The following is a 24152-nucleotide window of genomic DNA, read 5'->3' as shown; positions in this document are numbered from 1 at the left end:
TTTTTATGCGCTTTTCACTTGTTTTTCGTTGATGATACTTATCAGTTCATTGACGTTGTGTGGCCTCGAATAGAAATAACCTTGGATATGATGGCAACCCATCTCTATCAGTTTCTGTAAGGCTCTGTCGTCTTCAACCCCTTCCGCAATCAAATCGACTTCTAACAGTTGTGCTAATTGAGCAATGAGCAGCACCACTTGTTCTGACGTGGTATTCGCCAACATATTTCTTACAAAGGTGGCATCAATTTTAATGCTGTCGATAGGGTAGTTATGGATGTAGTTCAGACTCGAATAACCCGTACCGAAATCATCCAGTGCGACTTTAAAGCCGAGATAACGAAGTGAGTTCAGAACCATCTGTTCGCGGCCACTTTGCGATAATAAAACCGTTTCGGTGAGCTCAATAACAAAGTCAGTCGCTTGGTGATCGTATTTCTCTAAAATACGCGTCAAAAAGTTCATGTAACGGTTTGAATCGACCAGTTCGTGTGCCGAACAGTTGATAGAAAGCTTCACGTTGTAGCCAAGCTGTCGTTCAAGATCTTGTTTCGCACGGCAAGCCAGTTCAACAATTCGTTCGCCTAGCTCTATGATCAAACCTGATTGTTCGGCTGCTTCAATAAACTCTACGGGAGAGACACTGCCGTAAACGCTGCTGTTCCATCGCGCTAGGATTTCAAAGTAATCCCAGCGATCACTGGTGATGTCCACAATCGGTTGAACGACGACGTATAGCTCTTCGTTTTCATCGATACTCAAACGCAGTTGTTCGCGTAGCGCTTCAATCAATTGTGTTTGGCGATGATAAAGCGCACTTAAATGGGTGTCGTAGTGTTGTATGCGTGTATCTCGGTGCTTTTTACAGTCTTTGAGCGCCAGGCTTGCATTGAGAATTAGGTCGTCGCTGTTGAGCATATGGACAGGAGCACGAGCAATACCAATGCTGACCGTAAAGGAAATACGGTTGGATTTGTCTGAATAACCCGCTTCAATCTTATCTAGAATCTCCTGACAAACTGCGACTGGATCTTCATCATAAGTGATGAAGGCAAACTCGTCGCCTGCAACACGGAACGCGTTATTTGGTGACGTTAAGCTCTGCTGAATCGCATTTGCGGTGAATTTGATAATTTGGTCGCCAATGTAGTTACCGTTAATGTCGTTAATCGATTTGAAATTATCGATATCCAAATAGGCGAGGCTAAAAGGGCGCGTAGCTTGTTGTGTGAGTGTTTCTAGCGTGTCTGCCAAACAACTGCGATTGAGCAAACCAGTGAGGTTGTCATGGGAGACTTCATAACTCAGTTGGTTAAGCAGTTTGTCTGAACGTTCACTGATCCACTTCTCTCTTAAGCTGTGGATGATCACGTTGGACAAGAAACGGTGATAGAAGATGATCTCCTTTGCCTCTTGCTCATTGATGGCGCGAGGAAAGGTCGAAAGTAAGATACCAAGCACTTCTCCATTGTGTGTCTTCAGTGGAAGACCGATGTAAGCTTGAATGCCAGCATCTTGGAATAGCTGATCTTTAGGGTAGAGACGGTAGACCTCATCATGATAGAAAATAATCTCACCGATGTCTTGTGCTACCTTTTCGCAAGGTGTCCCTTCTAATCCGTAACTCATGTTGTCAGCAATGGTGCCACCACTAGAATTGGAAAGGGTTACGGCACAGTGCTGTAGGTGCGCTATTTCGACTACACATGTGCAGTAGCTTTGAAATTGTTGATGGAGCTCCAGCGTTACTCTATCGAGTAATGCACTACCGTTAAGTTTTAGAATCTCATCAAGCAATTGGATACTGTTTTGTTCATGATCCATTGAACATTTCACCCGACGTTGTGTTTTGCCATATCGTGTTTATGTTGGTTTTGTTACACGATCTTTTCTCATTTAATCGATATGCATCACGTTAACTATTGTTTACTTCACGTGATTTTTCAAACTCTGATTGCTTAAGAAAGGCATTTTTCAACTAATGGGTTAGCAAGGGCTGAATTAACCTCTCACAAAAGTGGCAGTCTCCTTGGTAGTGACTAGATACTAGAGACTGCGCTATGTCGTCTTTTATGAGAGTTTCCTAAGCTATTCACAGACGACGGCGACTTTTTCACTTGCGGCGGTGTTGGCTGGTACAGGATGGTCGATCAGTCGGATAGGGGATTCATACAGTGCAGACAACGCTTGTTCGTCGAGTAACTTATCGGCGTTACCTTCAAATGCGATATGACCTCCCTTTAAAGCAACGATGTGTGTCGCGTAGCGCAGTGCGAGGTTCAAGTCATGCAGAATGACAATCACACCCACATCTTCTTTTTTATTCAGTTCAGACAGCAAACCCATCAGTTGAAATTGGTGATGAACATCCAGTGCTGATGTTGGCTCATCGAGGATTAGTACTGGTGACTGCTGAGCAAGCAACATAGATACCCAAGCTCGCTGGCGTTCACCACCGGACAAATCGTCCGCTAGTGCCTGCGAGAACTCAGCAACGCCCGTTCTTTCCATCGCTTGTTGGATAATGGATTGATCTTCTGAGTTCCAAAGACCAAATGTGCCTCGCCAAGGAAAACGCCCAAGACGAACCAGTTCCTCTACCGTTAAGCCTGCAGAAGCTGGGAGCTTTTGCGGTAGATACGCGATCTTCTTGGCTAGGTTTCTGCTTTTGAAGGAGGAGAGAGAGACACCATTTAACTCTACCGTACCGTGGTCCGGTGCCATTTGCCCTGAGAGTAAGTTAACCAATGTCGATTTTCCTGAACCGTTGTGACCAAGAATCACGGTGAGTTCATTCGTTGGAATGGAAAGCTCGTCAATTGAGAGAATGGTTCGCTCATCACGAACGATTTTGATGTTTGAAAGTTGAAACATGTCAGTATTGCCTCGACCAACAAAGTCACTTGATAAAAGCAAATGCACCTTTACTGGCCTTTGAAATTAGATGGTGGTGTTAAGCGCTCTTCTTGTTGTCTGGATGCCTAGGACAATCGTCACAGTATTTCCCAGAGTCACACTTATAAACTAAGCAACAGCTGACCCTAACGAGCTTAAGCATTCCCGAAGTATCGTCGATTTTGAGGCTGGCTAAATGACTGTCTGGCAGTTGGCATGCCGCTAACCATAGTTTCGCTTGCTCGGTTATATACTCATTGGTGAGGCTTTGCTCGTGCTGTTGCAGTTTGATTAAACAACCCAGTAATAGATCCGCGAGTAAATGGTTGGTAAAGCCCGGTCGGATGCGTGTCCACTCACTAATCTGATCGCGGAAAAACTCAGTGAGTTCAAGTATGGCTTTACCAGCGTGTGGGATTAACTCTTCTGGTGTGCCGTGCTGATGGTCACCATTGAAAAAGCGGTATCCTGTGACGAACTCTTTATACCTAAATTGACCAATATTCTTGATATCGGGTAGCGAATGAAGGCCGTAGATTGAAACAAAGGTGACATAGACAGGTTGCCAGCACACTAGGTCCCAAGTTCGTGTTAGCCAGTAGGCTTTCCCCGCTTCAGGTTGACTCTTTGCAAGGCCATCGTATACGCGCTTGATTTCGATATGGCTTTTATCATTCGTAATAGCGATACTTTTGCTGCTCAGAGAACCATAACTTCCACTAAGATAAGGCGTAACTTGTTTAGAGTAAGCGAAGATTTTTTGGTGTAGAGAAGGGGCTCTCCGACGAGTGAAAACATTGTGCAGCTGGGAAAGCATCTTAAACCATCAAATGAGAATTAGTTGCGTTATCATAGCGAACCTTATCGATGATAACCATACAAAATGGGGCATCTCCTCGGCGAAATTGCAATGAGAGGGAAGGATGAATTGGGTGCCCTTTAGCCATTTTTAAGTGATAAAAGCGTCTTTAAATGATAAAAGTATCTCTGACATCTAATACGTTATGACCACTACCGAGAATTTGATTGCTTGACTATGAACACACCTGCATTTGACCGTATCAGCCGCGTTTTGGCTTATATCCATGCGAACCTCAGCTCGACACTATCATTAGAAGATATTGCGAAGCAGAGTTGCTGGTCACGATGGCAATTGCAAAGGGTGTTTCAAGCTGAAACTGGACTTACTGTTGCAAACTACGTGAGAGAACTTAAGTTAAGCCAAGCGGCTGAAGAACTGTTGGACAGCAAAGAGCGAGTGATCGATATCGCCCTTGGGCTCGGATTCAATTCAGAAATTAGTTTTAGCCGTTCGTTTAAGCAGATGTTTGGGGCAAGCCCTAGTCAGTACAGGAAGGCGGGGAAAAGAGTAGGGCTAAGAAAGCCGATACAAGTGTCTGAAACGGTAAGCGCTGAAGAAAAAGGCGCGCTAAGTTTTGTTAATGTGCGTATCGACGAAAGAGAGCCTTTCTTGGTTAAGGGGATTACCTCAGAAATCAGTGGTTTGTTTTCACTGACGCAAGATTTTGCCCAGAAAGTCCCGCAACTTTGGTCGCGTTTAGAAGGAGAAGTGACGCTTCCTGATGAGAATGCCTTTCAATTTATTGGCGTTGTCGACCTTACTCAATCGAGTTTTGATGGTACTAATATCCGCTATTGGGCAGGGGTCGAACTTAAAGACGAAATCTCAATCCCTCAATTGCCAAGCATTATCTCTGATAAATTAGAGGTCTTATCCGTTCCTAAACAAACCTACGCAGTAGTTAAACACTGTGGCCCGATTGAGAATCTTCGATACACTCTGAGTTGGTTCGTACTTAATTGGTTGCCGAAATCTGGTTATCGAGGTGTCGATGGTTACGAACTTGAAGTGTACCCATCAGCCTATAAATCTAATGCCGCAGATGCCGTAATGGAATACTGGGTGCCTATTATTAAATCGTAGTCATATCTTCTTCCTGCGTACTCCCTACAAAGCCTCTCAATCAATAAGGTTAATTGTATTTTTAATCATCAATTGACCTAACTCTTCTCAAAATTGGCCAAGTTCTTTTGGAATTTGCACCAAATTGTTAATTATCCCTTTTATAGATACATACAATGCAAATGAGATTTATTACTATTTAAGTTAAGCATTGGTACCGAGGGAATCATGACCACTCACGTTCGTTTTAAGTATTCATCACTGGCAGTTGCGTTGTTGACTGCATTTTCCACGCAGGCTTTAGCAGAAGAAGCTGTTACAGCGACAGATTCGAATATAGAAACTATCACTGTTTTAGGAAAAGCTTATCGTAATACCGCAACTAAGTCGGCACTTGAGCCAGAAGAAACGCCTCAAGGTATTACCGTTATTGATGAAGAACAGTTAGAGCAACGAGGTGTTCAATCTTTGAATCAAGCCCTTCGTTATGCACCGGGTGTTGTAACTGAAAACCGTGGTAGTTCGGTAGCCATGTTTGATTCGTACTCTATCCGTGGTTTTGCGACCAACAACGTTAATTACTACGATGGTCTTTCGCTTCAATTCTTAAATGGTTGGAACCTACAGCCACAGATTGACCCGATTGCAATGCAGCAAGTCGAGATCTTTAAAGGACCAACCTCTGTACTTTATGGTGCAATGCCGCCGGGTGGTATGGTGAATATGATCGCGAAAGCCCCGCAAACTGAGCAATCCACTAAGGTTGGCGTTGCGACGGGGTCACGTAATTTGCAGGAAGCTTCTATCGATACCACTGGTCAGTTTGGCGACAGTGATTTTTCTTACCGTTTGATCGCGCTTGCTCGTAAACAAGATAGCCAAGTTGATAATGCAGAAGAAGAGCGATACCTAATTGCTCCCTCAGTGGATTGGCAAGCAACTGACAGTACATTAGTTAACTTTAACCTTTACTACCAAAAAGATCCTTCAATGGGCATTAACTCGGCAATGCCATTAGATGTTCTGAAAGTAAGCGATCCATCCGTTTCGATGGGTGATAAGAATTGGAATACATTGGAACGTGAAGTGTTGATGGTTGGTTATAAGATTAACCATGACTTCAATGATAAATGGACATTCTTACAGAATGCTCGTTACACCGATGCGTCTCTATACCAAGAGAACACTTATCATGTGAGTTACGACCCAAGCACGCCGAATCAGTTGGATCGTTATTTGTATTCAACGGATGAGAGCTTCAAAGGCTTTGTTATTGATAACCAGCTGAGCGGTATCATCAATGTTGGCTCTGTCGAACACAATCTATTGCTTGGTCTAGATTACCAAGACTTAGACGGTAATGTTAACTACTCGTCTTACATTGCGAATGGCAGTGGCTTTAATAGCTTTGATCCATTGAACCCTAACAATGATCTGTTAGATCGTAGCGATGTAACTAAAACGGGTGAATATCTAGATGACACAACATCAAGCCAACTGGGCTTTTACCTGCAAGACCAAATCCGTTTAGATGCATTAGTGCTGATTGCTGGCGCACGATTTGACCATTACAAATCAGAGAGTGATTACTACGCGCATGAATCTGATCATAAACATTTTACTTACCGTTTAGGGGCTTTGTATCAGTTTGATAATGGCTTAGCACCTTTTGCAAGTTACGCGACGAGCTTTGAACCAGCGCCGGGTGTTGATAAAGCTGGTAATGAATTTGATCCAGAGACAGCACAACAAGCAGAGATTGGTGTGAAATACCTGTCTGACGATATGTCGAAAGAAGCAACGGTTTCTCTATTCCATATTGTGAAAGAAGACATGTTGATGACAGATCCAACCAACGTTTATGGCCCAAGAATCCAAGTGGGTGAAGTGGTATCACAAGGTGCAGAGCTATCAGGACGTTGGTTCGCGACCGAGAACTTCGATATTACCGCAGCATATACGTATGTTGACATGGAAATTACCGAAGACTCTAACAACGGTTTAGAAGGCACGACGCCAATTTATGTACCTGAACACACAGCTAATATGTGGGCGAACTACAACGTATTTAACGGCATGCTAACGGGCTCTCGATTCAGCGTAGGTGCTCGTTACGTTGGTGAAATGCAAATGGATGCGAGTAATACACAAGGTAAAGTTCCGTCTTACACGGTGGTCGATTTGTCTGTAGGTTACGACTTAGGGGCAGCCAGCGATACGCTATCTGGTGCAACAGCGAACCTAGCCGTGAACAATATTTTCAACGAAGAGTATTACGCGTGTTACGACCAATCGAATTGCTGGTTTGGTGCAGAGCAATCTGTCGAGCTTAGTGTGAACTATGAGTTCTAACTAGGTTAGGAATATCACTACTAAAGCAGTCTTAATTCGGCTGCTTTTGTCGTTTGAACAAATATCGAATTTAGATTAAGTAGGCAAATATATGAGCTTAAAATCAATAGCTTCCCATTTTTCTAAAGCAAAAAATTTGAATACAAAACTCGCTCTGTCTGTTTTAGCGAGCGCTTTATCGTTTAATGCGATGGCGGATTACCAAGTCGAAGATAGTGAAGGTGTTAAGACTATTAAAGCTCAACCCGTTAGAGTGGCGGCACTGAACTGGGATATAGCAGAGCAAGTGATCGAACTAGGCGTAACACCGGTCGCGGTGCCTGATATTGCAGGGTACAGTGATTGGGTTGTTCAACCTGCGATTCCAGAAGGTGTGGCGGATATTGGTACTCGAACAGAGCCTAACTTTTCTGCACTTAAGAAGCTTAACCCTGATGTGATCCTTATTGCTTCGCCTCAGAAAGATCTGCAAGAGCGACTCTCTGAAATTGCGCCAGTATTTTATTACCAAACTTATAGTGAGCAGCATAGCAACGCGGCGGCGGCTATCGAGAACTTTAAGAAGATAGCTCAATTGCTTGGCAAAGAAGAACAAGCGAACAATAAACTGGCTGCGATGGATGCGCGTATTGCTGTTCTAAAGGCTGAGTTAGCCAAGGCGTATCAAGGTGACAAACCGAAAGTCACTTCATTCCGTTTTGCCAGCACCACTTCGGTGTACATTTACGGTGATAACTCGATCCCGCAATATGCGCTTGAGCAGTTAGGCTTTGAAAATGCAATGGATCTTCCTGCGAGTCAGTGGGGTATCAGTCAAAAGCGTATGACGGAGCTTAAGAAGGTGAAGAATGGCATTGCGCTTTACTTCGAACCTTTCCCATACCAAGACAAATTAAATCAGTCCCCAATCTGGAAGAGTATGCCTTTCGTGCGTAATGGCCAATTTAGCCCAGTAGCGGCAAGTTGGAGCTACGGCGGTGCCATGTCGATTTTGTATAACGCTGAAGCCATGGCGCAATCGTTGTTGACGCTAGCGGAGCAGTAATGAGATTCAGTGGTTTGATGATGGGGGCGGTGTTATTGCTCGCCGCCTCTGTTCATTTATGGCTAGGTCAGTCTGAATTTGGTCCCGTTGATGAGTTGTTCCGGCAAATCTCACAGATTAGCGACACCGCTTCGTTCGAACGAATGGTCGATGATTCATTCGAGTTGATGGCGTTAGCCTATGTAAACTTACCTCGTTTGGTGATGGCGATTTTGGTTGGTGGAACACTCGGTACTATAGGTAGCCTGTTTCAACAGCTAACTCAGAATCGCATGATGTCTCCGCTTACCTTAGGTACATCGTCAGGTGCTTGGCTTGGTCTGGTCATTCTAAATGTGGTCGCGCCGATGTTGGTGGCTCAGTATTCAGTTTGGTTTGCGCTGGTCGGGGCTTTGCTTGCAATGGGGCTTATTGTTTCCATTGTTGGCATCAAAAACATGAGTGGCTTGCCAATTGTTTTGGCAGGTATGGCGGTTAACTTACTGTTAGGCGCATTTGCGACCGCGATTATCTTACTTAACGACCAGTACGCACAAAACCTGTTTGTATGGGGAGCTGGCGATCTTGGGCAAAACGGTTGGGAACAAGTGCTTTGGTTAATGCCTAAGTTACTACCAATCTTTGCTATTTTTCTGTTGGCACCGAGGGTTTTGACGTTGCTTTCGATTGGTACGGAAGGAGCGGCTGCGCGTGGCCTTAACATAGGTACCACCTTCTTTGTGCTAATGGCAATCGGCGTGTGGTTGGTTTCAGTGTCGATTACCTCGGTGGGTGTTATCAGCTTTATTGGTTTGATTGCCCCAAATATCGCGAGGCACTTGGGCTTTTTAAAGGCGAAATCAGAACTCATTGCAAGCTGTGCGTTAGGCGCACTATTACTCTGTGTGACCGACAGTCTGGCTATATTCTTAGCTCAATGGTCTTTGGATATGATTCCAACAGGAACGGCAACCGCGGTAATTGGGGCTCCGGCTTTGATCATTATTGCCCGCAAACAAATGTCTGCCCAAGATCAAATGTTTTTCTCTATGCCGAAAGGTCCAAGGTCTATCTCATCTTTGGCTTATTTCTTGTTGTTCATCATGATCTTCGGTTTGTTGGCGTTAAGTACATTGTCACAACCGGCGTCTGATATGGGCTACTTTGCAATTCCAGACGCGTTTGAATGGTCAATCCGCTGGCCTAGAATGTTAACTGCGATATTTGCTGGTGGCGGTCTCGCTGTCGCTGGTGTGATTTTACAACGGTTGGTTTACAACCCACTTGCGAGCCCAGACATCCTCGGTGTGTCGGCGGGTGCTGTTTTAGCGTTGATTTTCAGTAGCCTGTTTATGGGATACTCGATTCATTCACTAAGCCCGTGGATTGCGTATTTGGGCAGCGCTATTGCACTGTGTTTGCTGTTATTCCTTGGTAAGAAGCATCAGTTTGCACCCTCGATTCTCATCCTGACGGGTATCTCGCTGACCGCAGTGTTGGAGGCTTTAGTGCAGTTCTCTTTAACGCGAGTAGGGGAAGGGAAGTACACCCTGTTGGCTTGGTTAGCTGGCTCTACTTATCGTGTTGAACCTGATGCGGCAACGATCATGGCTATCGTGATAACCGTTTGTATTGGCGTTGCTTTACTGTTGAGCCGCTGGGTGACATTAATTGCTACTGGTCGCCAGTTTGCCAGTGCAAGAGGGCTGAACATCAACATCGCCTATGTCGCTCTGTTGTGCATTGTCGCGATTTTATGTTCGATGGTGACAACCACCATGGGTCCGGTTGCTTTTATCGGGTTACTGGCCCCACATATTGCAGCGATGGTTGGTGCACGCTTGGTTCGAGAACAGATCATCTTATCGTTTTTGATTGGTGCGGCACTAATGTTGTTCGCCGACTGGTTAGGACAAGTGGTTGTTTTCCCAGCTCAGCTTGCGGCAGGCACGTTGGTTTCTATTATAGGTGGCAGCTACTTCATCTTCTTGCTGCTGAAATCCCGAAATTCGTAGGCTTGTGAGTAGGTTGAAGGTTTTTGTCATCAAATATCAGCGAACCTTGTTCTTAGTATGATTTGGTGCGTTGGCTCTTTTAGAGTGAGGAAAGTGATAACTTCTTATCTATCACTCAAAAGCACTCAAGAAAGACCAACGCACTCTTGTGATTCCCCAGTGCTTTTGCAACCAAAGCGTAATCAGATTAAGCGCGCTTTTCTTCTTCTAAACGACTCTTTAAGTAGTCCAAGAAGAGCTGGGTTCGAGTGTGTTGGTAATCGAGCTTAGGGTAATACGCATAGACGGTAGCTTCATCAGCTGTGATGTCTGGAAGAATCGGCACTAAAGCCCCGGATCTCAGGTCTTCTTTTATCATCACGTTGTTTGATAGCAAGATGCCCATGCCCCGTTTTGCGCCGTGAAACAGAGCTTCTGGGTTGGTGGTGGCGAAATTCCCTGAAAGGCTAATGCGTTTCCCACGATTAGTCTTGATTTCTCTTACGGGCTTTTCACCCCAAATCAAAACGTTATGTTGTGACAGTTCCTCAACACTTTGCGGTGTGCCATGTTTCTCTAGGTAACTGGGGGCCGCATAAAACTGTGCCTTGTGTTCGAACAAAGGGCTGGCTTTAAAGCTAAGCGAATTCAATTGCTCTAACTCTCGGCTGATGAACAAATCTAAACTGAGTTCAGGTATTTGACCGGGTAGGGTTGTAATCAATTGCAGCTTTATATCTGGGTATTTTTCCAGAAAGTCATCAAGATAATGCACTAAGAACTTAGAGCCGACGGCCAGCGTAGCACCAATTTTGAGGAGCCCTGCAGGAGATTGGTTAACGGAGCGGGTTTCGTCGAGTACGGACTGCCAAGAGTCGAGTTGCACTTTAGCGCGCTCGTAAAACAAAGCGCCTGCCTCGGTTTGGCTAATGGAGCGCGTCGTTCGTTTTAGTAATTGGACGCCGATCTTATCTTCCAACCACTGGATACGTTTGCTGATGGCGGAGCTGGTGGTATTGAGTTTACGTGCTGCTGCATTGAAACTGCCTTCTTCAACAACGCGAATGTAGCTATTAACACTCTGTATCCAGTCCATTCAATTCCATCCTCAGGGGAAATAATCCCTTTCCATTTTGGTTGATTATCATCTTTGAGTAATAAATATACACTGTCTGTCGTGAAACTGTCATGTTGTAAGGAGGGTATATTGCGTAAAACACCATTATTATTGGCGATGATGATCATCGCGACTGGTCAAGTAGGCGTCAGCATTTATCTTCCCTCTTTGCCTCTGATCAGTCATGACCTCGCTTTGCAACAGCATACCGTTCAAAACCTAGTGACTCTTTTCCTCGTTGGTTTCGGTGTTTCGCAGCTGTTTTACGGGCCTTTGTCGGATGCCATTGGACGAAGGCCGGTGTTTCTCTTGGGGCAGAGTGTCTACTTGATTGGTACGGTCATTTGTATTGTGTTTGCTGATCATATTGTTGCCCTTGAAGCCGGACGTTTGTTGCAGGGACTTGGGGCGGGTAGTGCCTCCGTGCTTGGACGCTCCGTCTTGCGTGATAGTTATGATGGGCCGCAGTTAACCAAAGCGCTTTCTTACATATCAGTCACGGCGTCCGTGATGCCGATAGTCGCTCCTTTGTTTGGTGGTTGGATTGCCTATCACATCAGTTGGCATGCGGTTTTTGTGTTCGTGCTTGTTTATCTGTTAGCGATTTTTACATTGGGCTTTGCTGTGCTGCATGAAACACTGCCGTATCCCAAGCGACGCTTTGAACCAAAACGTGTAATGCTGAACTACCTAGAATTACTGACCAATAAACAAGTGATTGGCAGCGCAAGCTACAACTGGCTTAGCTACTTATCTGCTTTGGTTACCTTGTCTCTTTATCCATTTTTGATGCAACAGGAGCTTGGATTAACCGCTGCTGATTACGGAACACTAATGATCGTGCCTTCGGCTGGCTTATTGATGGGCAGTTTGGTGCTCAACTTCATCAACTCACGCTATAAAGAACAGCAGATTTTACTGATGAGCTTTGTCATCGTCGCTGCTTCTGGCGTTATGTTACTCTGTTTGCCGTTTAACGTTGTGTCGTTATTGGTGGCGTTCACTTGCTTGAGCTTTGCACAAGGGATGTCTTTTCCTGTGTCAATTAGCCTCTTATTGTCTCCACACAAGCAGCAAGCCGGCGCTGTGTCTGCTTTGTCAGGATCTATCCAGATGTGTTTGGCAGGTTTGTTTGGTGGTTACCTCGTTGAGAGTTGGGTAACAACTCAACATCAATTAGGTATGTTCTACGTTTTAGTCGCCGTTATCTCTTGCGTTGTTTTGCTGCTCGGGCAGTTTCGTACGCCTTCAAATGGCTTGGTTCAACCGGAACGTTCATAGTTAAATCTGGTTGCAAGCATTTAAGCTCCTCTCTAAAATGCGCAACCAATTATTGTGTCGTTACCTACACTTGGCTTATGGAAGTGAGCGTTCGACAACACCCGTTAATCGTTAGGTGAAATCATGCAACAAAACGAATTTGAAGCACTGCTAAAAGAAATCTGTCAAAAAGAAAACCTGCCTCAAGCGCTAGAGCTATTAAAAGCGTGTGAGGAAGAGGAAGTAGCGCAAGCGGCTGAATCACTGACTGGTCAATTTGGTCTTGCTGAAGTAGAAGGCGAAAAACGTATCTACCACATCACGGTTCAAGCCGATGAATCGGGTGAAGAGAAAGAATTCGTTGAACATGTAATGAATGAAGGTGATCACCTGATCAAATTCGCAGCTTGGTTCTTTGAGACTTTCTTTGAGATCAAACCAAAAGACACGTACAAAGCAGCAGGTAAAACGTACCAACAGCCTAAGCGTTAATTATCGTTCTGATTCGCTAGGATAAAAAATTCTGTAAGTAAATTACAAAATAATTGTGACCCAAGTCTTGTTTTGTGGTTTTTATGGTGTAAAATTACAACATAAACCAGTCAATTACTTCTTAGGAGAAGGTCATGGGTTACGAACTTGGTGGTGTTTACTTTGGCCAAATGATTGCCAAAGATGCGATGCACAAAGCGCTTTACGGTAAAGCGAAGAAGAAAAAGCCTTCTATGTTTGCTCGCGTTATGAAAAAGCTAGCGAATTAATAAGAAAAGCCCCGACATCATGTCGGGGCTTTTTGCATTCTAGGTATCGGTTTTTGAATTCGGAGCTCTAAGCTGTTTGGCTTGGGATCTCAACCACGTTATCTGGCACACTATCCAATCCCTTTTCCGCTAACCACTTTTCCAAGTTATCGGCGCCTCCGATGTACTGACCATCCAACCAAATTTGTGGGACAGTGACTGGAGTTTTCTCTCCGATGATCGCTTTTACTTCTGGGATCATGCGATAAAGTGCTGCACTGTCTTTTACAACGTCATGGTATTTGTATTCCACTCCCGCTTCATTAAGCAGCTTTTTGGCTTTTACGCAGTAAGGGCAGGTCGCTTTACCATAAACGATGTTGCCTTGGAGTTGGTCTCGTTTGGTCCATTCAGCAATAACAGACTGGACAAGCACACCTCTGTTTAGCGCTTCCCCTTGGCTGACGACTTTGCCTTCAACAACTAGGATAGGGGCGTGCCAAGCACCAAGCTTCAACGGTTCCCACCAGTGAGACAACCAATCTTTCACTTCAAGCTCAACAGGTACGTCTGCTAATTCGTTCTCAAACGTATCTGCAAGAATGTCTTTTGTTAGTGTGCATTCGCCACATGGGATGTTTACTTTAAACGGTCCCCAGCTGCCTGCCCAACGATACAATGTAATTTTGATTGGCTGTGTCATAAGATGCTCCTCATTTCCTTTCCTGAAAATATAGAACCCAAAACCCAAATATTTCTTTCAAATTACTTTCTTTTTTTTGCTTCCCAATGAGTAATGAAAGCAATCGAGCCGATAATGATTGCGGCACCAAGCCATAGTCGACCCGGTGGAACCCAGTTAAACACTAACCAGCCAGCGAACACGTTAAGTGGTAACTTTGCATGGTCAAAGGGTTGTACAAAAGAGGCGTCCGCTACGGCATAAGCTTTAACAACCGCCCACTGTGCAAGAGCAGTCAGTACACCTGCAGCAACCAAAATCCCCCAGATACTCCAACCTTCTGGCATTGCGAAAGTCGGAACGGCGAGCAAGATATTAAATGGTGTGATCAGTAGAAGCAGATAAACCACCATAGTGGAAGGTGGATCGTTCACTGATAGTTTCTTCACCATTAAAGAATAAGAAGCCCAGAAAAACGCTGCGCCAACAGGAAGCAAGGTTGCCCATGTAAAGGAGTCTGACCATGGCTCAAGGATGATCATCGCGCCAATAAAACCTGTTAGTGTCGCAATCCAACGAGCGACTCCCACTTTCTCTTTAAGAATCAGGCCTGAGCCAACGGTAGCAAAAAGAGGGGAGGTCATTAGCAACGCGATACCTTGCCAAATTGGCACTGGGTAAGCGAGCGCCCACAACCAGAGCTGGATACCGATAACCGCCAAGAAGATGCGCAAAGCGTGCCACCCAAAGTGGTTAGTACGTAGAGACTGACGAATTCCTAATGTTCGTAGATACGGCAAGATAGCAAAGAAAGCTATTGCGTATTGAAACAGTGCAAATGTGGTGGATGACACACCAAAGTGAATGCTCGCAATTTGAGCAAAACTATTGACGATGGCGAATGCCAAACCTGCGGTAAGCATCCAAGATGCCCCTTGGACAGGATGATGATTCAATTGGATATTTCCGGTTTTTAAGAATTATCAGAATCATACGTCCTAATCTGTGGGTAGCCAATAAAAAAATGCCTCCCAGAGGGAGGCGACATTACCAATTCAAAGGACGTGCCTACCGAAGTAGGTACAAAGAACGAGAAGCACAAACGCTGCCATGCATTTGCTCGATCTAAGTGTTGCAGCTAGTGTGCCAACTTTTAATCTATTGATTTTAAAGGGCTAGAGTGGTGTTGCCTGAGAGTAACTAGAGGAAATGCACTAACTTCGGGATTTGGTGCATTAAAAGAGGGCAAGTTCTTTGTTAGTTAATGCGATCAAAAAAGCCGACACAATAGTGCCGGCCAAAAGACTCGCTATTAGGACAAGTTTTTATTAGAAGTCGTAACGTACGCCTAGACGTAGTGTGTCTTCGCCTTGAATCACTTTACCTTCTGCATCCTTCTCTTCGTCGAGTTGGTTCATGTAGTAAGAAAGGTAAGTACGGAAGTTGCTGTTAAGCTTGTAGTAACCAACTAGCTCAAAACCATCAAGAGCATCGTATTTTGCGCCACCATTTGGATCGTTTTCTTGGTATGTGTAAAGACCAACAACAGTGAACTTGCTTGCTAGTTTGTAGCTTGCTGCAATTTCGTAAGCGGTGAAGTCTTCAGAATCATCTAGTGCACCTTGTGAGTATGTACCTGCAAGGTAAAGGTTTTCTAGAGAGTAAGCGATACCACCAAGAATTTGGTCTTCTGAGTTATCTTTATCTACATCGCCACCAGAGTAAGCAAGACCTAGGTCTAGACCCATTGGTAGAGAGTAAAGGCCAGAGATGCCGTATTTGTCTTGGTTGTCACCAGAGTTAGCTTGGTAAGTTGCTTGAACTTGTAGAGCATCAAATTCGCCACGGTAAGCGAATACGCTGTCTTGCTTATCAGAAGATGAATCAATAACTTGTTGAACTCCTGAGAACTCAGTGATATCCGTCATATCAGAGATGATAACAGCAGCCATGTCTTGGCGACCTACCGAAAAATCACCTGCATCAGCACTCACACCAGCGTACATGTAACGGTTTTTAAACTCGCTTTTACCTGTTTTTTGTTCCGCTTCGTAAACACCAAAAGCGGAAAGACCGTTACCGATGTCTGTCTTACCTTTTAGGTTTAGACGTGCACGTGATGCATCTTCCATAGAGCCATCGATTTCAGCACCGTCTGAACCGATGAAGTCACCACGAAATTCAACACGACCACCAACTTTTAATTCAGTGCCGTCGTCTTTGTAAACTGTTGCTGCGAAAGATGGTGATGATACCAATGCTGTTAGAACTGCAGTAGTTAGTGCTGCCTTTTTCATTTTCTTATTACCCTAGTTGTAATCGATGAGCTTACTTGCTCGATTTGTGTCGATGACGCTTAAGGTAAACCGCGAAAATGAAAGATAGATTTCTGTTAAGTTATGATTCCATTGCATTTTTATTTCAAATGCATGAATGAGCTCCTATTCATGAAAATAAGAGGAAAGGGCTTTTTATCTTTTTTGATGTTTCTGTCTTACCTAATTGACAGTGTGTTTTTAAAAAAGTTCCTAATCATATTTCTTTACCCGAAATGTAACATTGGGTTTCTTAAATATTCGACTATCTGACCGTTTAACAATAACTTATGTTTGGTGTTTCTTCATAGGTGTAACAAAATGTTTCTGTTTTTAGGTGTTGTTTTCCAAATTTGTGTATTGATTCGAGCTAAACGTTTGCCATTTTTCTTTTTTATTACATCTTTTCACTCTGCTCTTGGGAACTTCTGAAATACATTGATTAGCAGTTGTTAAGCAAAAGTGACGCGACATTGGTGGAAGAGATGCCCCAATCCACTTTTGTATAAGACTGACTTATAAACTAATGCATAAATACACGGATTTTATAATGAACAAAAAATTCCTAGCAGCAGCGATCGCAGCAGCAACATTTGGTACACAAGCAGTAGCAGTGGAGCTTTACAACAACGACGGCACTACTTTCTCTATCGGTGGCCACGTTTCAGTTAACCTAAACGGTTCTGAGCAAGGCGACACAGATGTAGGTACTAACTCTCCACGTATCAACTTCACAGCAACTCAAGACCTAGGCAACGGCTTCACAGCTGACGCTCGTGGTGAGTGGGCTCTTAACTACCTAGACGGTGGCGACAACTCTTTCACAACTCGTCTTGGCTACCTAGGTCTAACTCACGACGTATACGGCCGTGCAGTTGGTGGTACTCAATGGGCACCTTACTACGACGTAGCTGGTGTTGCTGATATGCCAATCGCGTTTGCGAACGACTTTATCTACGATGACCACGGTGCTCTAGGTACTGGTCGTGCGGACAAGATGCTTTCTTACCGCAACGCAATCGAGCTAGGTGAAGCTGGTGCAATCAACTTCGGTCTAGGTTGGCAAGGTGCTAAAGAAGACGGCGCTGAATACGATGATCGTATGCAAGTTGCACTTTCTTACGCAATCATGGGCGCGAAAATCGGTTACACCTACAACGGTGGTGATATCCAACAAGCAAACTTTGTAGGCAAGCAATCTGCTGAATCTCACCTAGTATCTGCGGCATACGGTTCATACGGTCAAGGCCTATACGTTGCAGCAGTTTACGGTTCAAACGAGAACATGAACTTTGGCACAAACGGCGCTCGCCTTGTAGAAAGTGATGCGTACGAAGCACTACTAGCATACGCTCTACCAAGCAGCCTAAACCTAAGCATCAACTACGAAATGGTTGAAGGTAAAGAGTTTAACCGCAGCAAAACTGAAACTGCACGTGAAGAGATGGCTGTTCAAGCTGAATACAACTTCACTTCTAAGTTTGTTGGTTACGCTGGTTACCAGTTCGACCTAAACGATGCTAACGATCGTAAAACAGACGACAAATGGGCACTTGGTGCTCGTTACTACCTATAATAGTAACCTGTCCTAGTTACTATGAAAGCCAGCTTCGTGCTGGCTTTTTTCATATCTAGTGTTTGATAAACGAAAGAGTTTCGCCTTGAAGAGTGCAAGAGAAAAACGGGCTGAATGTCTTGTTTTTAACATTCCAGAGTGGGAACTAGTGTGGGCAAGTCAATCAGTTAGATTATCATGTGCGTTTTGTTTTGCAGGGAAGAGCAATGAGCGTCATTCAGGTTGAAGAGAAGAAAGTCAAAGTTGGTAAAGTTCTGTGTGTTGGACGTAACTACGTTGAGCATATTCAAGAGCTTAATAATGCCATGCCAGAACAAATGGTTGTGTTTAATAAACCGGCGACTTCCGTTTCAACCAAACTCATCGCATTCCATCAAGAGCCTTTGCATTACGAAGCAGAAATCTGTTTTGTGATCAAAAATGGTCAATACAGTGCGGTTGGGCTCGGCTTAGATCTGACCAAACGCGGCTTACAATCTACCCTCAAAGAAAAAGGGTTACCTTGGGAGCGCGCCAAAGCGTTTGACGGCTCAGCGGTATTCAGTCGATTCCACTCTCTTCAAGGTGTCGATATAGACGATCTCAACTTAGAGCTTTTGATTAACTGTGTTCATGTTCAAAAAGGGCACGTTAAACAGATGCTTTACCCACCAGTTAGTATTCTCGATGAGCTGAAGAGCTATACAACACTAGAAGATGGCGATCTCGTGATGACAGGCACACCAAAGGGCGTGGGAGAAGTGCATCAAGGCGATGTCTTCCTTGGGCGTTTGAAGTGTGGAGACATCACCTTGTTAGAGATTGAGTGGGTAGCTGCTTAGTCGTGAGCTTACAACCAAATTCGAAGCAATAAGAACGCGACCATACTTACTATGGTGGTGAGCAAGACATTCTTGGTGAGGTACGCAATCGCAGCAGCTAATAGAGCTGCCAATAGGAATGGATTTTGCCATGTGACGCTAAGTTCACCCTCTGGCATAAACACAATTGGAGCCCAAATTGCGGTGAGTACTGCAGGGCTTGCGTAGCTCAATACTTTCTGAGTTCTTACCCCCAACCTAAGCGGTAATTTCGGTTCTAAGAACAGATAACGGCTGGTGAACACCAAGGCTGTCATGGCTAAGATAGACAAAAAGATCATTGGCGCTCCTTCGGTGTATTCTCAATGTTTGGTGCTTTCGTCGTAAATTGTTCTACAAAATAGCCCGTTAACATGGCGAGAATGCTCGCGAACATCAAGCTCCCTTCCACTTGGTAGTAGTTCAGCGCCACTGAGCTAACTAATGCCACCAACACACTGCATAACACGGGAATGCTTTTTATCGTTGGCACCACAATCGCGATAAAGGTGGCAGCAACGGCAAATTCCAATCCGAGCTCATTCAATTCAGGTATCAAACTGCCGGCAACGATGCCAGCAAGCGTTGCGAAGTTCCAGAAGAGATAAAAGCTTAATCCAGCGCCTAGGGCGTACCATCGATCAAATTGTTTATCGGATTGGTGCCCGACGATGGCAAACAGCTCATCAGTGAGTAAAAAGCCAAGTGAAAGACGCCACTTTAATGGCAATAGCGAAATTTTACTGCGCATTGAAACGCTATAAAGAAAATGGCGAGAGGTAATAAAAAAGGTAGTCAGCAACATAGTCGTCAAGCCAGCGCCTGCTTTAATCATCCCCATAGCCACGAGCTGTGCGGAGCCTGCAAACAAAATGGCGGAAAGCGCCTGACCTTCCAAAGGGTGTAAGCCAGTATCGATGGCAAATGAGCCGGCTAGTAATCCCCAAGGCAATACAGCGATGCTCAATGGCATCATTGCGATGGTGCCTTGTAAAAAGAGTGAGGATTTTGAGTCTTGATGAGTTGGCAAAGTAGTATCCATAACTTCAACTTAAATAGAAAAACATGCTGTTAAGGTAGGCTGACCTCAGCACGCTGCCTTGTACAAAATTGCTAACAATGCTTGATGTACTGCCCAGGCGTTACGCCCATGGCTTTTTTAAAGTGACGATGCAAATGGCTTTGATCGTGAAAGCCACACTCTTGAGCAACATCAGAAATCTTTTGTCCTAGCTTGAGCAGTTTTTTCGCCATTCTGAGCCTCTGTTGAATCTGAAACGCGTGCGGTGGGAAACCAAACTGCTTTTGAAACTCACGCAACAAATGAAAAGGACTTAATCCCGCTAATTTCGCCAGTTCTTCTAAAGAGACATCGGCTTGAGGAAAGTCTTCAAGAAACTCTTTGACCTGATGTACTTGCTTTTGCGCTTTGGTCGCATCTTGAAGAGGGGCTCGATGTGTACTGTGCTTGCTGGCAAGTTTGACCAACGTACCGTAGACAAGTGTCTCTCTTAATAAGCGGTTATCGGACTTCTCTAGAGTATCGAACACCAACCGCAGTTGGTTTGCGAGCTCTGGATCGTAAACCACGGGTTGGGGGAAGTAGGGCTGTGCGACATTGGGTGCGCCAAGTTCTTCCCCAAGCGTTTGAAACTGCTCAGGTACTGGATACATGGCTTTGTATTCCCAGCCACCTTCTGATGCTGAATGACCATTATGCACCTCGTCAGCGTTTACAAGAATGATACTGTCTTGCGGTGCGATGTGGTTGCCGCCAGTACGAAAGAACTGTTGCGCGCCTTTTTCAATCACACCGATGGTGTAGCCTTCATGGCTATGGCGAGAGAAATTCTGTTTTTCGTACTTTGCGTCGAGCAGCTCCAAACCACCGAGCTCTTGAGCAATTTTAAAAGTCGCGATTTCCTTATTCTTTTCTTTCATCTCGTTCCGAACTGCTCAAGCATTAATCGTGGCATCACATCATTTGGAGTCTACCGGATCCATCCTGCTTATTTTTGTACAAAATTGCTATCGGTATTAAAAATAAACACCAAAAAGGTTAATTGTTTTTAAATTGAACATTAAACCTTTTCTATTTTCTGAATTTTACTCCTTGGTTAGATATTTGGTCTGGTTGTTATCTATTCATTGGTATAAGATCCGCCGCCTGTTTTAGAAAGCCAGTTCCACCATGATCGATTTATCTGTACTCCCTGTTTATCTCACTGCTGTTGTTGCACTTCTTTTGTTACCTGGACCTGACATGTTGCTGATTGCCAGTTCTAGCATGAGCTATGGTAAGAAAGTTGGTCTGTTTGCGAGCTTGGGCAACGCGACGTCCGGCGTGATCTTAACCTTATTGGCCGCAATGGGCGTGTCGACCTTGATTGCGATGAGTCCAGTCGCGTTAAAAGTGCTTCATCTACTAGGGGGCGCGTACCTACTAAAAATGGGCTGGGATTGTCTACGAGCGGATGTATCTGCTGCCCCGGAACTTGACCAAAAAAACAAAATGGCATCGACTTACTATCAACGTGCTTTGATGAGTAACCTGCTGAACCCGAAAGCCTTAGTGTTCTTCGTGATGTTTTTACCTCAGTTTGTCTCTAGCAACATTACCGCATCGTCGGGTGAGCAAATGCTCGCACTTGGTTTGCTGCTAAACGTATTAGGTTTGCTATTCAATATCTTGCTGGTTGCCTTGGCGGGGACATTAGGTAAAGGGTTATTGGAAAACGATAAATTCCGCATGTACCAAGGTAAGCTAATGGGCTTGGTGTTCGTGATCCTTGCGGTGTGGATGCTCAGTAGCTTCGCGATGTAGTGTGTAGGAACAATCAGATTTTTAAACAAAAGCCAGCACTCGCTGGCTTTTTGTTTTAGTATCACACTGATTTCCAAGGAGTGGCAGTATGAAACTTGAATTTAAACTCAACCCAGAACAAAACGATCTCGATTTTATCCGTGATGGCATCCGAGCATATAACCGCATGCATTTACCGGATGGTGATGTAAATGCCATTGGTTGTTTTGCCCGTAATGACGAGGGCAAAGTGATTGGTGGACTCACGGGAGAGATGTTCAATAACACCGTGTTCGTTGAATATCTTTGGGTAGATGCAGAGGCACGCACTTCGGGATTGGGAAGCAAACTGATTTCTCTACTGGAAGAACAAGTGAAACCGCGTGGAGTAACGCATTTGTACCTCGATACTTATAGCTTTCAAGCGCTCGATTTTTACTTGAAATTGGGTTTTGAAAAAGTAGGGCAGTATTCAGGTTACCCAGCAGCAGGCATTGATAAACATTTCCTGCAAAAACAGATTGCTTGATTGGGTTTGAATTAAATAAAAAAGAGGCGCTCGATGCGCCTCTTTTACTATTTGCGATTTGTTATTTGCTGTTGTTACAGAATCGATGTATCAAACCCGAATTACAAGCTTTGTTGATGTGCTTCGATCAATGCGTTCATCTTCGCTTCTGCTGCTTGGTTAGCTTGCGCGTAATCCATCTCTGCTGGGAAGTCGCTGATCACTTCGTAGTAACACTTCAACTTCGGTTCAGTACCTGAAGGGCGAACAATCACGCGTGATTTGTCTTCTAGGTGGTAAACCAATACGTCACTTGCAGGCAAGTCAATCGCTTCTGTTGGACCATCGGTCACAAAGCGAAGTGATGACTTCAGATCTTCGATCACTTCGATACGTTTACCCGCGATCTCTGTCGGTGGGTTTGCGCGAAGCTTGTCACCGATTGGTGGTGATTTAGGGTCAAGCGCAATGCTGCGTTGCGCGTTGAAGTAGAAACCGTGTTGGCGGTACAATTCTTCTAACTTATCCCACAGCGTTTTGCCTTGTGCTTTCAATTTACCTGTCAATTGAGAGAAAGCGACCAGCGCTGACAGGCCATCTTTATCCCAAACCTTATTGCCAACGGTGTAGCCTAGTGCTTCTTCGTAAGCAAACAGGAACGGATTCGCTTCCGTCTCTTGCGTCATTGCTACGTTGGTTAGCCATTTAAAGCCAGTTAACGTTTGGTAGTATTCTGCGCCGTGTGCTTTAGCAATGCTGCTCAATAGTCGAGAAGACACAATGGTATTCCCAACAAGCGCGTTTGGTTGAGCTTGCAGTAAGTAATCACCAAACAATGAGCCCACTTGGTCACCCGTTAGCATCTGGTATTCGCCATCTGGACGCTTTACAGCCACAGCAAAACGGTCTGCATCAGGATCGTTAGCGCAAGCAATGTCAGCATCGACAGATTTACCTAGCGCCATCACCATGTCCATTGCACCCGCTTCTTCAGGGTTCGGGAAGTTTACGGTAGGGAACGTGCCGTCCGGTTCACGCTGTTCTGGAACGCTTGCGACTTTTTTAAAGCCAGCGTCTGCGAGTAACGTTTCTGCCATGTCCGCACCGACACCGTGCATTGCTGTGTAAACAATCGAGATATCTGTGTTGCTGTCCGGTGTTAGCAAGGCATTGTCGTTCATTGTTTTGCGGTATGTTTGGTAGTACTCGTCTTCGAGCCAAACTAACAAACCTTTTTCTTTCGCATCGTCCAGTGACATCAGAGGAAGCGGTTCTGTTGTTGCTTCATCGATTTTTGCTGCAATACCAGAATCGTGGGGTGGGATAATCTGTGCGCCATTTTCCCAATACACTTTAAAGCCGTTGTACTCAGGCGGGTTGTGGCTTGCGGTAACCACCACAGCAGCAGCTGCATTTAACTCACGAACACCGAAAGCAACAATTGGTGTTGCCGCGACTTTATAGGTTAGGTAAACCTTGATGCCTAAAGCAGTAAGTACGGAAGTTGTATCGTGTGCGAACTGTTGTGAATCTGGGCGACCATCGTAACCAATAACAACACCACGAGACGATGCGTCTTTCACTTGTTCAATCAGATAGTGACCGAGACCAGTTGCTGTTTCTTGAATCACCAAACGGTTCATGCGATTTGGACCAGCACCAACTTTACCGCGCAGACCTGCCGTACCAAATGCTAAGCGTGAGCCAAATCGATCTGTCAGTTCTTGTTCGTTATTCGCATCGACTAGGTGCTGAAGCTCTTCACGAGTTTTTGGGTCAGGATCTCGTGCTAGCCATTGAGTAATTTGTGTTGTCATATTCATCTTTCCTTAGCAGGGGGAGCCTACTTGTTTAGACACTTTTATCAGGAAAGTGTCCCAATGTTTTCTTTTTATTAATGTAAATGGTTCTCAATTACATTTCAAAGAGGGCAATCGATAAACCGAATTTATTTTTCTCTCTGTACAGAATTTATTCACATTTTATTTCTTGAAGAACTATTGAACTATAACTAGCCTTTTAACATAAATATAACAAAGTGCATTGAAATCGTAGTTTTTGTGATTTTTTGTAAATTTGTTCGATATTTGCATCGGGAAACAAGGAAGCTCGCGCAAGCGCAG

22 protein-coding genes are annotated in these 24152 nt (G+C 44.6%); 11 read left to right on the top strand and 11 right to left on the bottom strand.

Translation table 11 applies throughout. The features are described 5' to 3' along the window. Nucleotides 1–3 precede the first annotated feature (3 nt). From A9237_RS23185 to A9237_RS23175, 3 genes are all read right to left on the bottom strand, one after another. Nucleotides 4–1824, bottom strand: coding sequence for a putative bifunctional diguanylate cyclase/phosphodiesterase (locus A9237_RS23185; RefSeq protein ID WP_078609801.1), 1821 nt, complete (start codon nt 1822–1824; stop codon nt 4–6). A 264-nt stretch (nt 1825–2088) separates the two neighbouring features. Continuing rightward, nucleotides 2089–2874 (bottom strand): ABC transporter ATP-binding protein, encoded by a 786-nt coding sequence (locus A9237_RS23180; RefSeq protein WP_078609800.1) that lies wholly within the window; start codon nt 2872–2874, stop codon nt 2089–2091. 79 nt (nt 2875–2953) lie between these two features. Beyond that, the gene (locus A9237_RS23175; protein ID WP_078609799.1) at nt 2954–3712 is read right to left on the bottom strand and encodes a siderophore ferric iron reductase; all 759 of its coding nucleotides are present in this window, start codon (nt 3710–3712) and stop codon (nt 2954–2956) included. A 219-nt stretch (nt 3713–3931) separates the two neighbouring features. Between A9237_RS23175 and A9237_RS23170 the strand changes: the two genes are divergently transcribed. The 4 genes from A9237_RS23170 to fhuB all read left to right on the top strand — a co-directional run bounded on the left by A9237_RS23170 (nt 3932) and on the right by fhuB (nt 10210). Next, entirely contained in the window at nt 3932–4840 is a 909-nt protein-coding gene (locus A9237_RS23170) for an AraC family transcriptional regulator (protein WP_045414631.1), read from the top strand. A gap of 207 nt (nt 4841–5047) precedes the next feature. Further along, entirely contained in the window at nt 5048–7171 is a 2124-nt protein-coding gene (locus A9237_RS23165) for a TonB-dependent siderophore receptor (protein WP_078609798.1), read from the top strand. Between the two features lie 91 nt (nt 7172–7262). Further along, nucleotides 7263–8216 (top strand): iron-siderophore ABC transporter substrate-binding protein, encoded by a 954-nt coding sequence (locus A9237_RS23160; RefSeq protein WP_078609797.1) that lies wholly within the window; start codon nt 7263–7265, stop codon nt 8214–8216. After that, nucleotides 8216–10210 (top strand): Fe(3+)-hydroxamate ABC transporter permease FhuB, encoded by a 1995-nt coding sequence (gene fhuB / locus A9237_RS23155; protein WP_078609796.1) that lies wholly within the window; start codon nt 8216–8218, stop codon nt 10208–10210. The genes A9237_RS23160 and fhuB overlap by 1 nt, the downstream gene beginning before the upstream one ends. 187 nt (nt 10211–10397) lie before the next feature. On the opposite strand, the gene A9237_RS23150 is transcribed toward fhuB, so the two are convergent. Beyond that, nucleotides 10398–11285, bottom strand: coding sequence for a LysR family transcriptional regulator (locus A9237_RS23150; protein ID WP_020194793.1), 888 nt, complete (start codon nt 11283–11285; stop codon nt 10398–10400). A 111-nt stretch (nt 11286–11396) separates the two neighbouring features. Between A9237_RS23150 and A9237_RS23145 the strand changes: the two genes are divergently transcribed. The 3 genes from A9237_RS23145 (at nt 11397) to A9237_RS27595 (ending at nt 13327) form a co-directional block, all read left to right on the top strand. Then, nucleotides 11397–12587 carry a multidrug effflux MFS transporter gene (locus A9237_RS23145; protein WP_078609795.1) on the top strand — a complete coding sequence of 397 codons (1191 nt, stop codon included), beginning with the start codon at nt 11397–11399 and terminating at the stop codon, nt 12585–12587. Between the two features lie 123 nt (nt 12588–12710). Beyond that, nucleotides 12711–13058: a hypothetical protein gene (locus A9237_RS23140; protein WP_005435558.1), complete on the top strand. Its 348-nt coding sequence runs from the start codon at nt 12711–12713 to the stop codon at nt 13056–13058. Between the two features lie 134 nt (nt 13059–13192). After that, nucleotides 13193–13327: a hypothetical protein gene (locus A9237_RS27595; protein ID WP_009706169.1), complete on the top strand. Its 135-nt coding sequence runs from the start codon at nt 13193–13195 to the stop codon at nt 13325–13327. 67 nt (nt 13328–13394) lie between these two features. Here A9237_RS27595 and A9237_RS23135 read toward each other — a convergent pair whose 3' ends face one another. From A9237_RS23135 to A9237_RS23125, 3 genes are all read right to left on the bottom strand, one after another. After that, nucleotides 13395–14009: a glutaredoxin domain-containing protein gene (locus A9237_RS23135; RefSeq protein ID WP_078609794.1), complete on the bottom strand. Its 615-nt coding sequence runs from the start codon at nt 14007–14009 to the stop codon at nt 13395–13397. A 62-nt stretch (nt 14010–14071) separates the two neighbouring features. Further along, entirely contained in the window at nt 14072–14911 is an 840-nt protein-coding gene (locus A9237_RS23130; protein WP_078609793.1) for a DMT family transporter, read from the bottom strand. A 405-nt stretch (nt 14912–15316) separates the two neighbouring features. Further along, entirely contained in the window at nt 15317–16285 is a 969-nt protein-coding gene (locus A9237_RS23125) for a porin (protein ID WP_078609792.1), read from the bottom strand. Nucleotides 16286–16853: 568 nt separating this feature from the next. Between A9237_RS23125 and A9237_RS23115 the strand changes: the two genes are divergently transcribed. Together A9237_RS23115 and A9237_RS23110 are read left to right on the top strand one after the other, a co-directional pair. Beyond that, nucleotides 16854–17879, top strand: coding sequence for a porin (locus A9237_RS23115; protein WP_009706167.1), 1026 nt, complete (start codon nt 16854–16856; stop codon nt 17877–17879). A gap of 206 nt (nt 17880–18085) precedes the next feature. Then, a complete protein-coding gene (locus A9237_RS23110) occupies nt 18086–18700 on the top strand; it encodes a fumarylacetoacetate hydrolase family protein (RefSeq protein ID WP_078609790.1) in 615 nt (204 codons plus the stop codon). A gap of 8 nt (nt 18701–18708) precedes the next feature. Here the strand turns inward: A9237_RS23110 and A9237_RS23105 are convergent, their stop codons facing one another. From A9237_RS23105 to A9237_RS23095, 3 genes are all read right to left on the bottom strand, one after another. Beyond that, nucleotides 18709–19020 carry an AzlD domain-containing protein gene (locus tag A9237_RS23105; protein ID WP_005435565.1) on the bottom strand — a complete coding sequence of 104 codons (312 nt, stop codon included), beginning with the start codon at nt 19018–19020 and terminating at the stop codon, nt 18709–18711. Next, a complete protein-coding gene (locus tag A9237_RS23100) occupies nt 19017–19760 on the bottom strand; it encodes an AzlC family ABC transporter permease (RefSeq protein WP_078609789.1) in 744 nt (247 codons plus the stop codon). The genes A9237_RS23105 and A9237_RS23100 overlap by 4 nt, the downstream gene beginning before the upstream one ends. A gap of 71 nt (nt 19761–19831) precedes the next feature. Next, nucleotides 19832–20659, bottom strand: a complete 828-nt coding sequence (locus A9237_RS23095) for an AraC family transcriptional regulator (RefSeq protein WP_078609788.1) — start codon at nt 20657–20659, stop codon at nt 19832–19834. A gap of 250 nt (nt 20660–20909) precedes the next feature. On the opposite strand from A9237_RS23095, the gene A9237_RS23090 reads away from it, so the two are divergent. Together A9237_RS23090 and A9237_RS23085 are read left to right on the top strand one after the other, a co-directional pair. Then, complete coding sequence (locus A9237_RS23090; RefSeq protein ID WP_039840307.1) at nt 20910–21542, top strand: LysE family translocator; 633 nt, start codon at nt 20910–20912, stop codon at nt 21540–21542. Between the two features lie 88 nt (nt 21543–21630). Continuing rightward, nucleotides 21631–22050, top strand: a complete 420-nt coding sequence (locus tag A9237_RS23085; protein WP_045419111.1) for a GNAT family N-acetyltransferase — start codon at nt 21631–21633, stop codon at nt 22048–22050. Between the two features lie 101 nt (nt 22051–22151). Here A9237_RS23085 and A9237_RS23080 read toward each other — a convergent pair whose 3' ends face one another. Further along, nucleotides 22152–23846 carry a phospho-sugar mutase gene (locus A9237_RS23080; protein WP_078609787.1) on the bottom strand — a complete coding sequence of 565 codons (1695 nt, stop codon included), beginning with the start codon at nt 23844–23846 and terminating at the stop codon, nt 22152–22154. Nucleotides 23847–24152 lie beyond the last annotated feature (306 nt).

The organism is Vibrio owensii (assembly GCF_002021755.1).
GTDB lineage: Bacteria > Pseudomonadota > Gammaproteobacteria > Enterobacterales > Vibrionaceae > Vibrio > Vibrio owensii.
The sequence above is the reverse complement of the archived record's forward strand: the minus strand, read 5'-3'. Positions and strand labels throughout refer to the sequence as shown.

Coding starts and splice junctions, on each gene's coding strand:
- A9237_RS23080 (WP_078609787.1), bottom strand. CDS start 23,846: ATGACAACACAAATTACTCAATGGCTAGCACGAGATCCTGACCCAAAA.
- A9237_RS23185 (WP_078609801.1), bottom strand. CDS start 1,824: ATGGATCATGAACAAAACAGTATCCAATTGCTTGATGAGATTCTAAAA.
- A9237_RS23110 (WP_078609790.1), top strand. CDS start 18,086: ATGAGCGTCATTCAGGTTGAAGAGAAGAAAGTCAAAGTTGGTAAAGTT.
- A9237_RS23160 (WP_078609797.1), top strand. CDS start 7,263: ATGAGCTTAAAATCAATAGCTTCCCATTTTTCTAAAGCAAAAAATTTG.
- A9237_RS23135 (WP_078609794.1), bottom strand. CDS start 14,009: ATGACACAGCCAATCAAAATTACATTGTATCGTTGGGCAGGCAGCTGG.
- fhuB (WP_078609796.1), top strand. CDS start 8,216: ATGAGATTCAGTGGTTTGATGATGGGGGCGGTGTTATTGCTCGCCGCC.
- A9237_RS23175 (WP_078609799.1), bottom strand. CDS start 3,712: ATGCTTTCCCAGCTGCACAATGTTTTCACTCGTCGGAGAGCCCCTTCT.
- A9237_RS23150 (WP_020194793.1), bottom strand. CDS start 11,285: ATGGACTGGATACAGAGTGTTAATAGCTACATTCGCGTTGTTGAAGAA.
- A9237_RS23100 (WP_078609789.1), bottom strand. CDS start 19,760: ATGGATACTACTTTGCCAACTCATCAAGACTCAAAATCCTCACTCTTT.
- A9237_RS27595 (WP_009706169.1), top strand. CDS start 13,193: ATGGGTTACGAACTTGGTGGTGTTTACTTTGGCCAAATGATTGCCAAA.
- A9237_RS23095 (WP_078609788.1), bottom strand. CDS start 20,659: ATGAAAGAAAAGAATAAGGAAATCGCGACTTTTAAAATTGCTCAAGAG.
- A9237_RS23085 (WP_045419111.1), top strand. CDS start 21,631: ATGAAACTTGAATTTAAACTCAACCCAGAACAAAACGATCTCGATTTT.
- A9237_RS23140 (WP_005435558.1), top strand. CDS start 12,711: ATGCAACAAAACGAATTTGAAGCACTGCTAAAAGAAATCTGTCAAAAA.
- A9237_RS23165 (WP_078609798.1), top strand. CDS start 5,048: ATGACCACTCACGTTCGTTTTAAGTATTCATCACTGGCAGTTGCGTTG.
- A9237_RS23105 (WP_005435565.1), bottom strand. CDS start 19,020: ATGATCTTTTTGTCTATCTTAGCCATGACAGCCTTGGTGTTCACCAGC.
- A9237_RS23115 (WP_009706167.1), top strand. CDS start 16,854: ATGAACAAAAAATTCCTAGCAGCAGCGATCGCAGCAGCAACATTTGGT.
- A9237_RS23170 (WP_045414631.1), top strand. CDS start 3,932: ATGAACACACCTGCATTTGACCGTATCAGCCGCGTTTTGGCTTATATC.
- A9237_RS23090 (WP_039840307.1), top strand. CDS start 20,910: ATGATCGATTTATCTGTACTCCCTGTTTATCTCACTGCTGTTGTTGCA.
- A9237_RS23130 (WP_078609793.1), bottom strand. CDS start 14,911: ATGCTTACCGCAGGTTTGGCATTCGCCATCGTCAATAGTTTTGCTCAA.
- A9237_RS23125 (WP_078609792.1), bottom strand. CDS start 16,285: ATGAAAAAGGCAGCACTAACTACTGCAGTTCTAACAGCATTGGTATCA.
- A9237_RS23180 (WP_078609800.1), bottom strand. CDS start 2,874: ATGTTTCAACTTTCAAACATCAAAATCGTTCGTGATGAGCGAACCATT.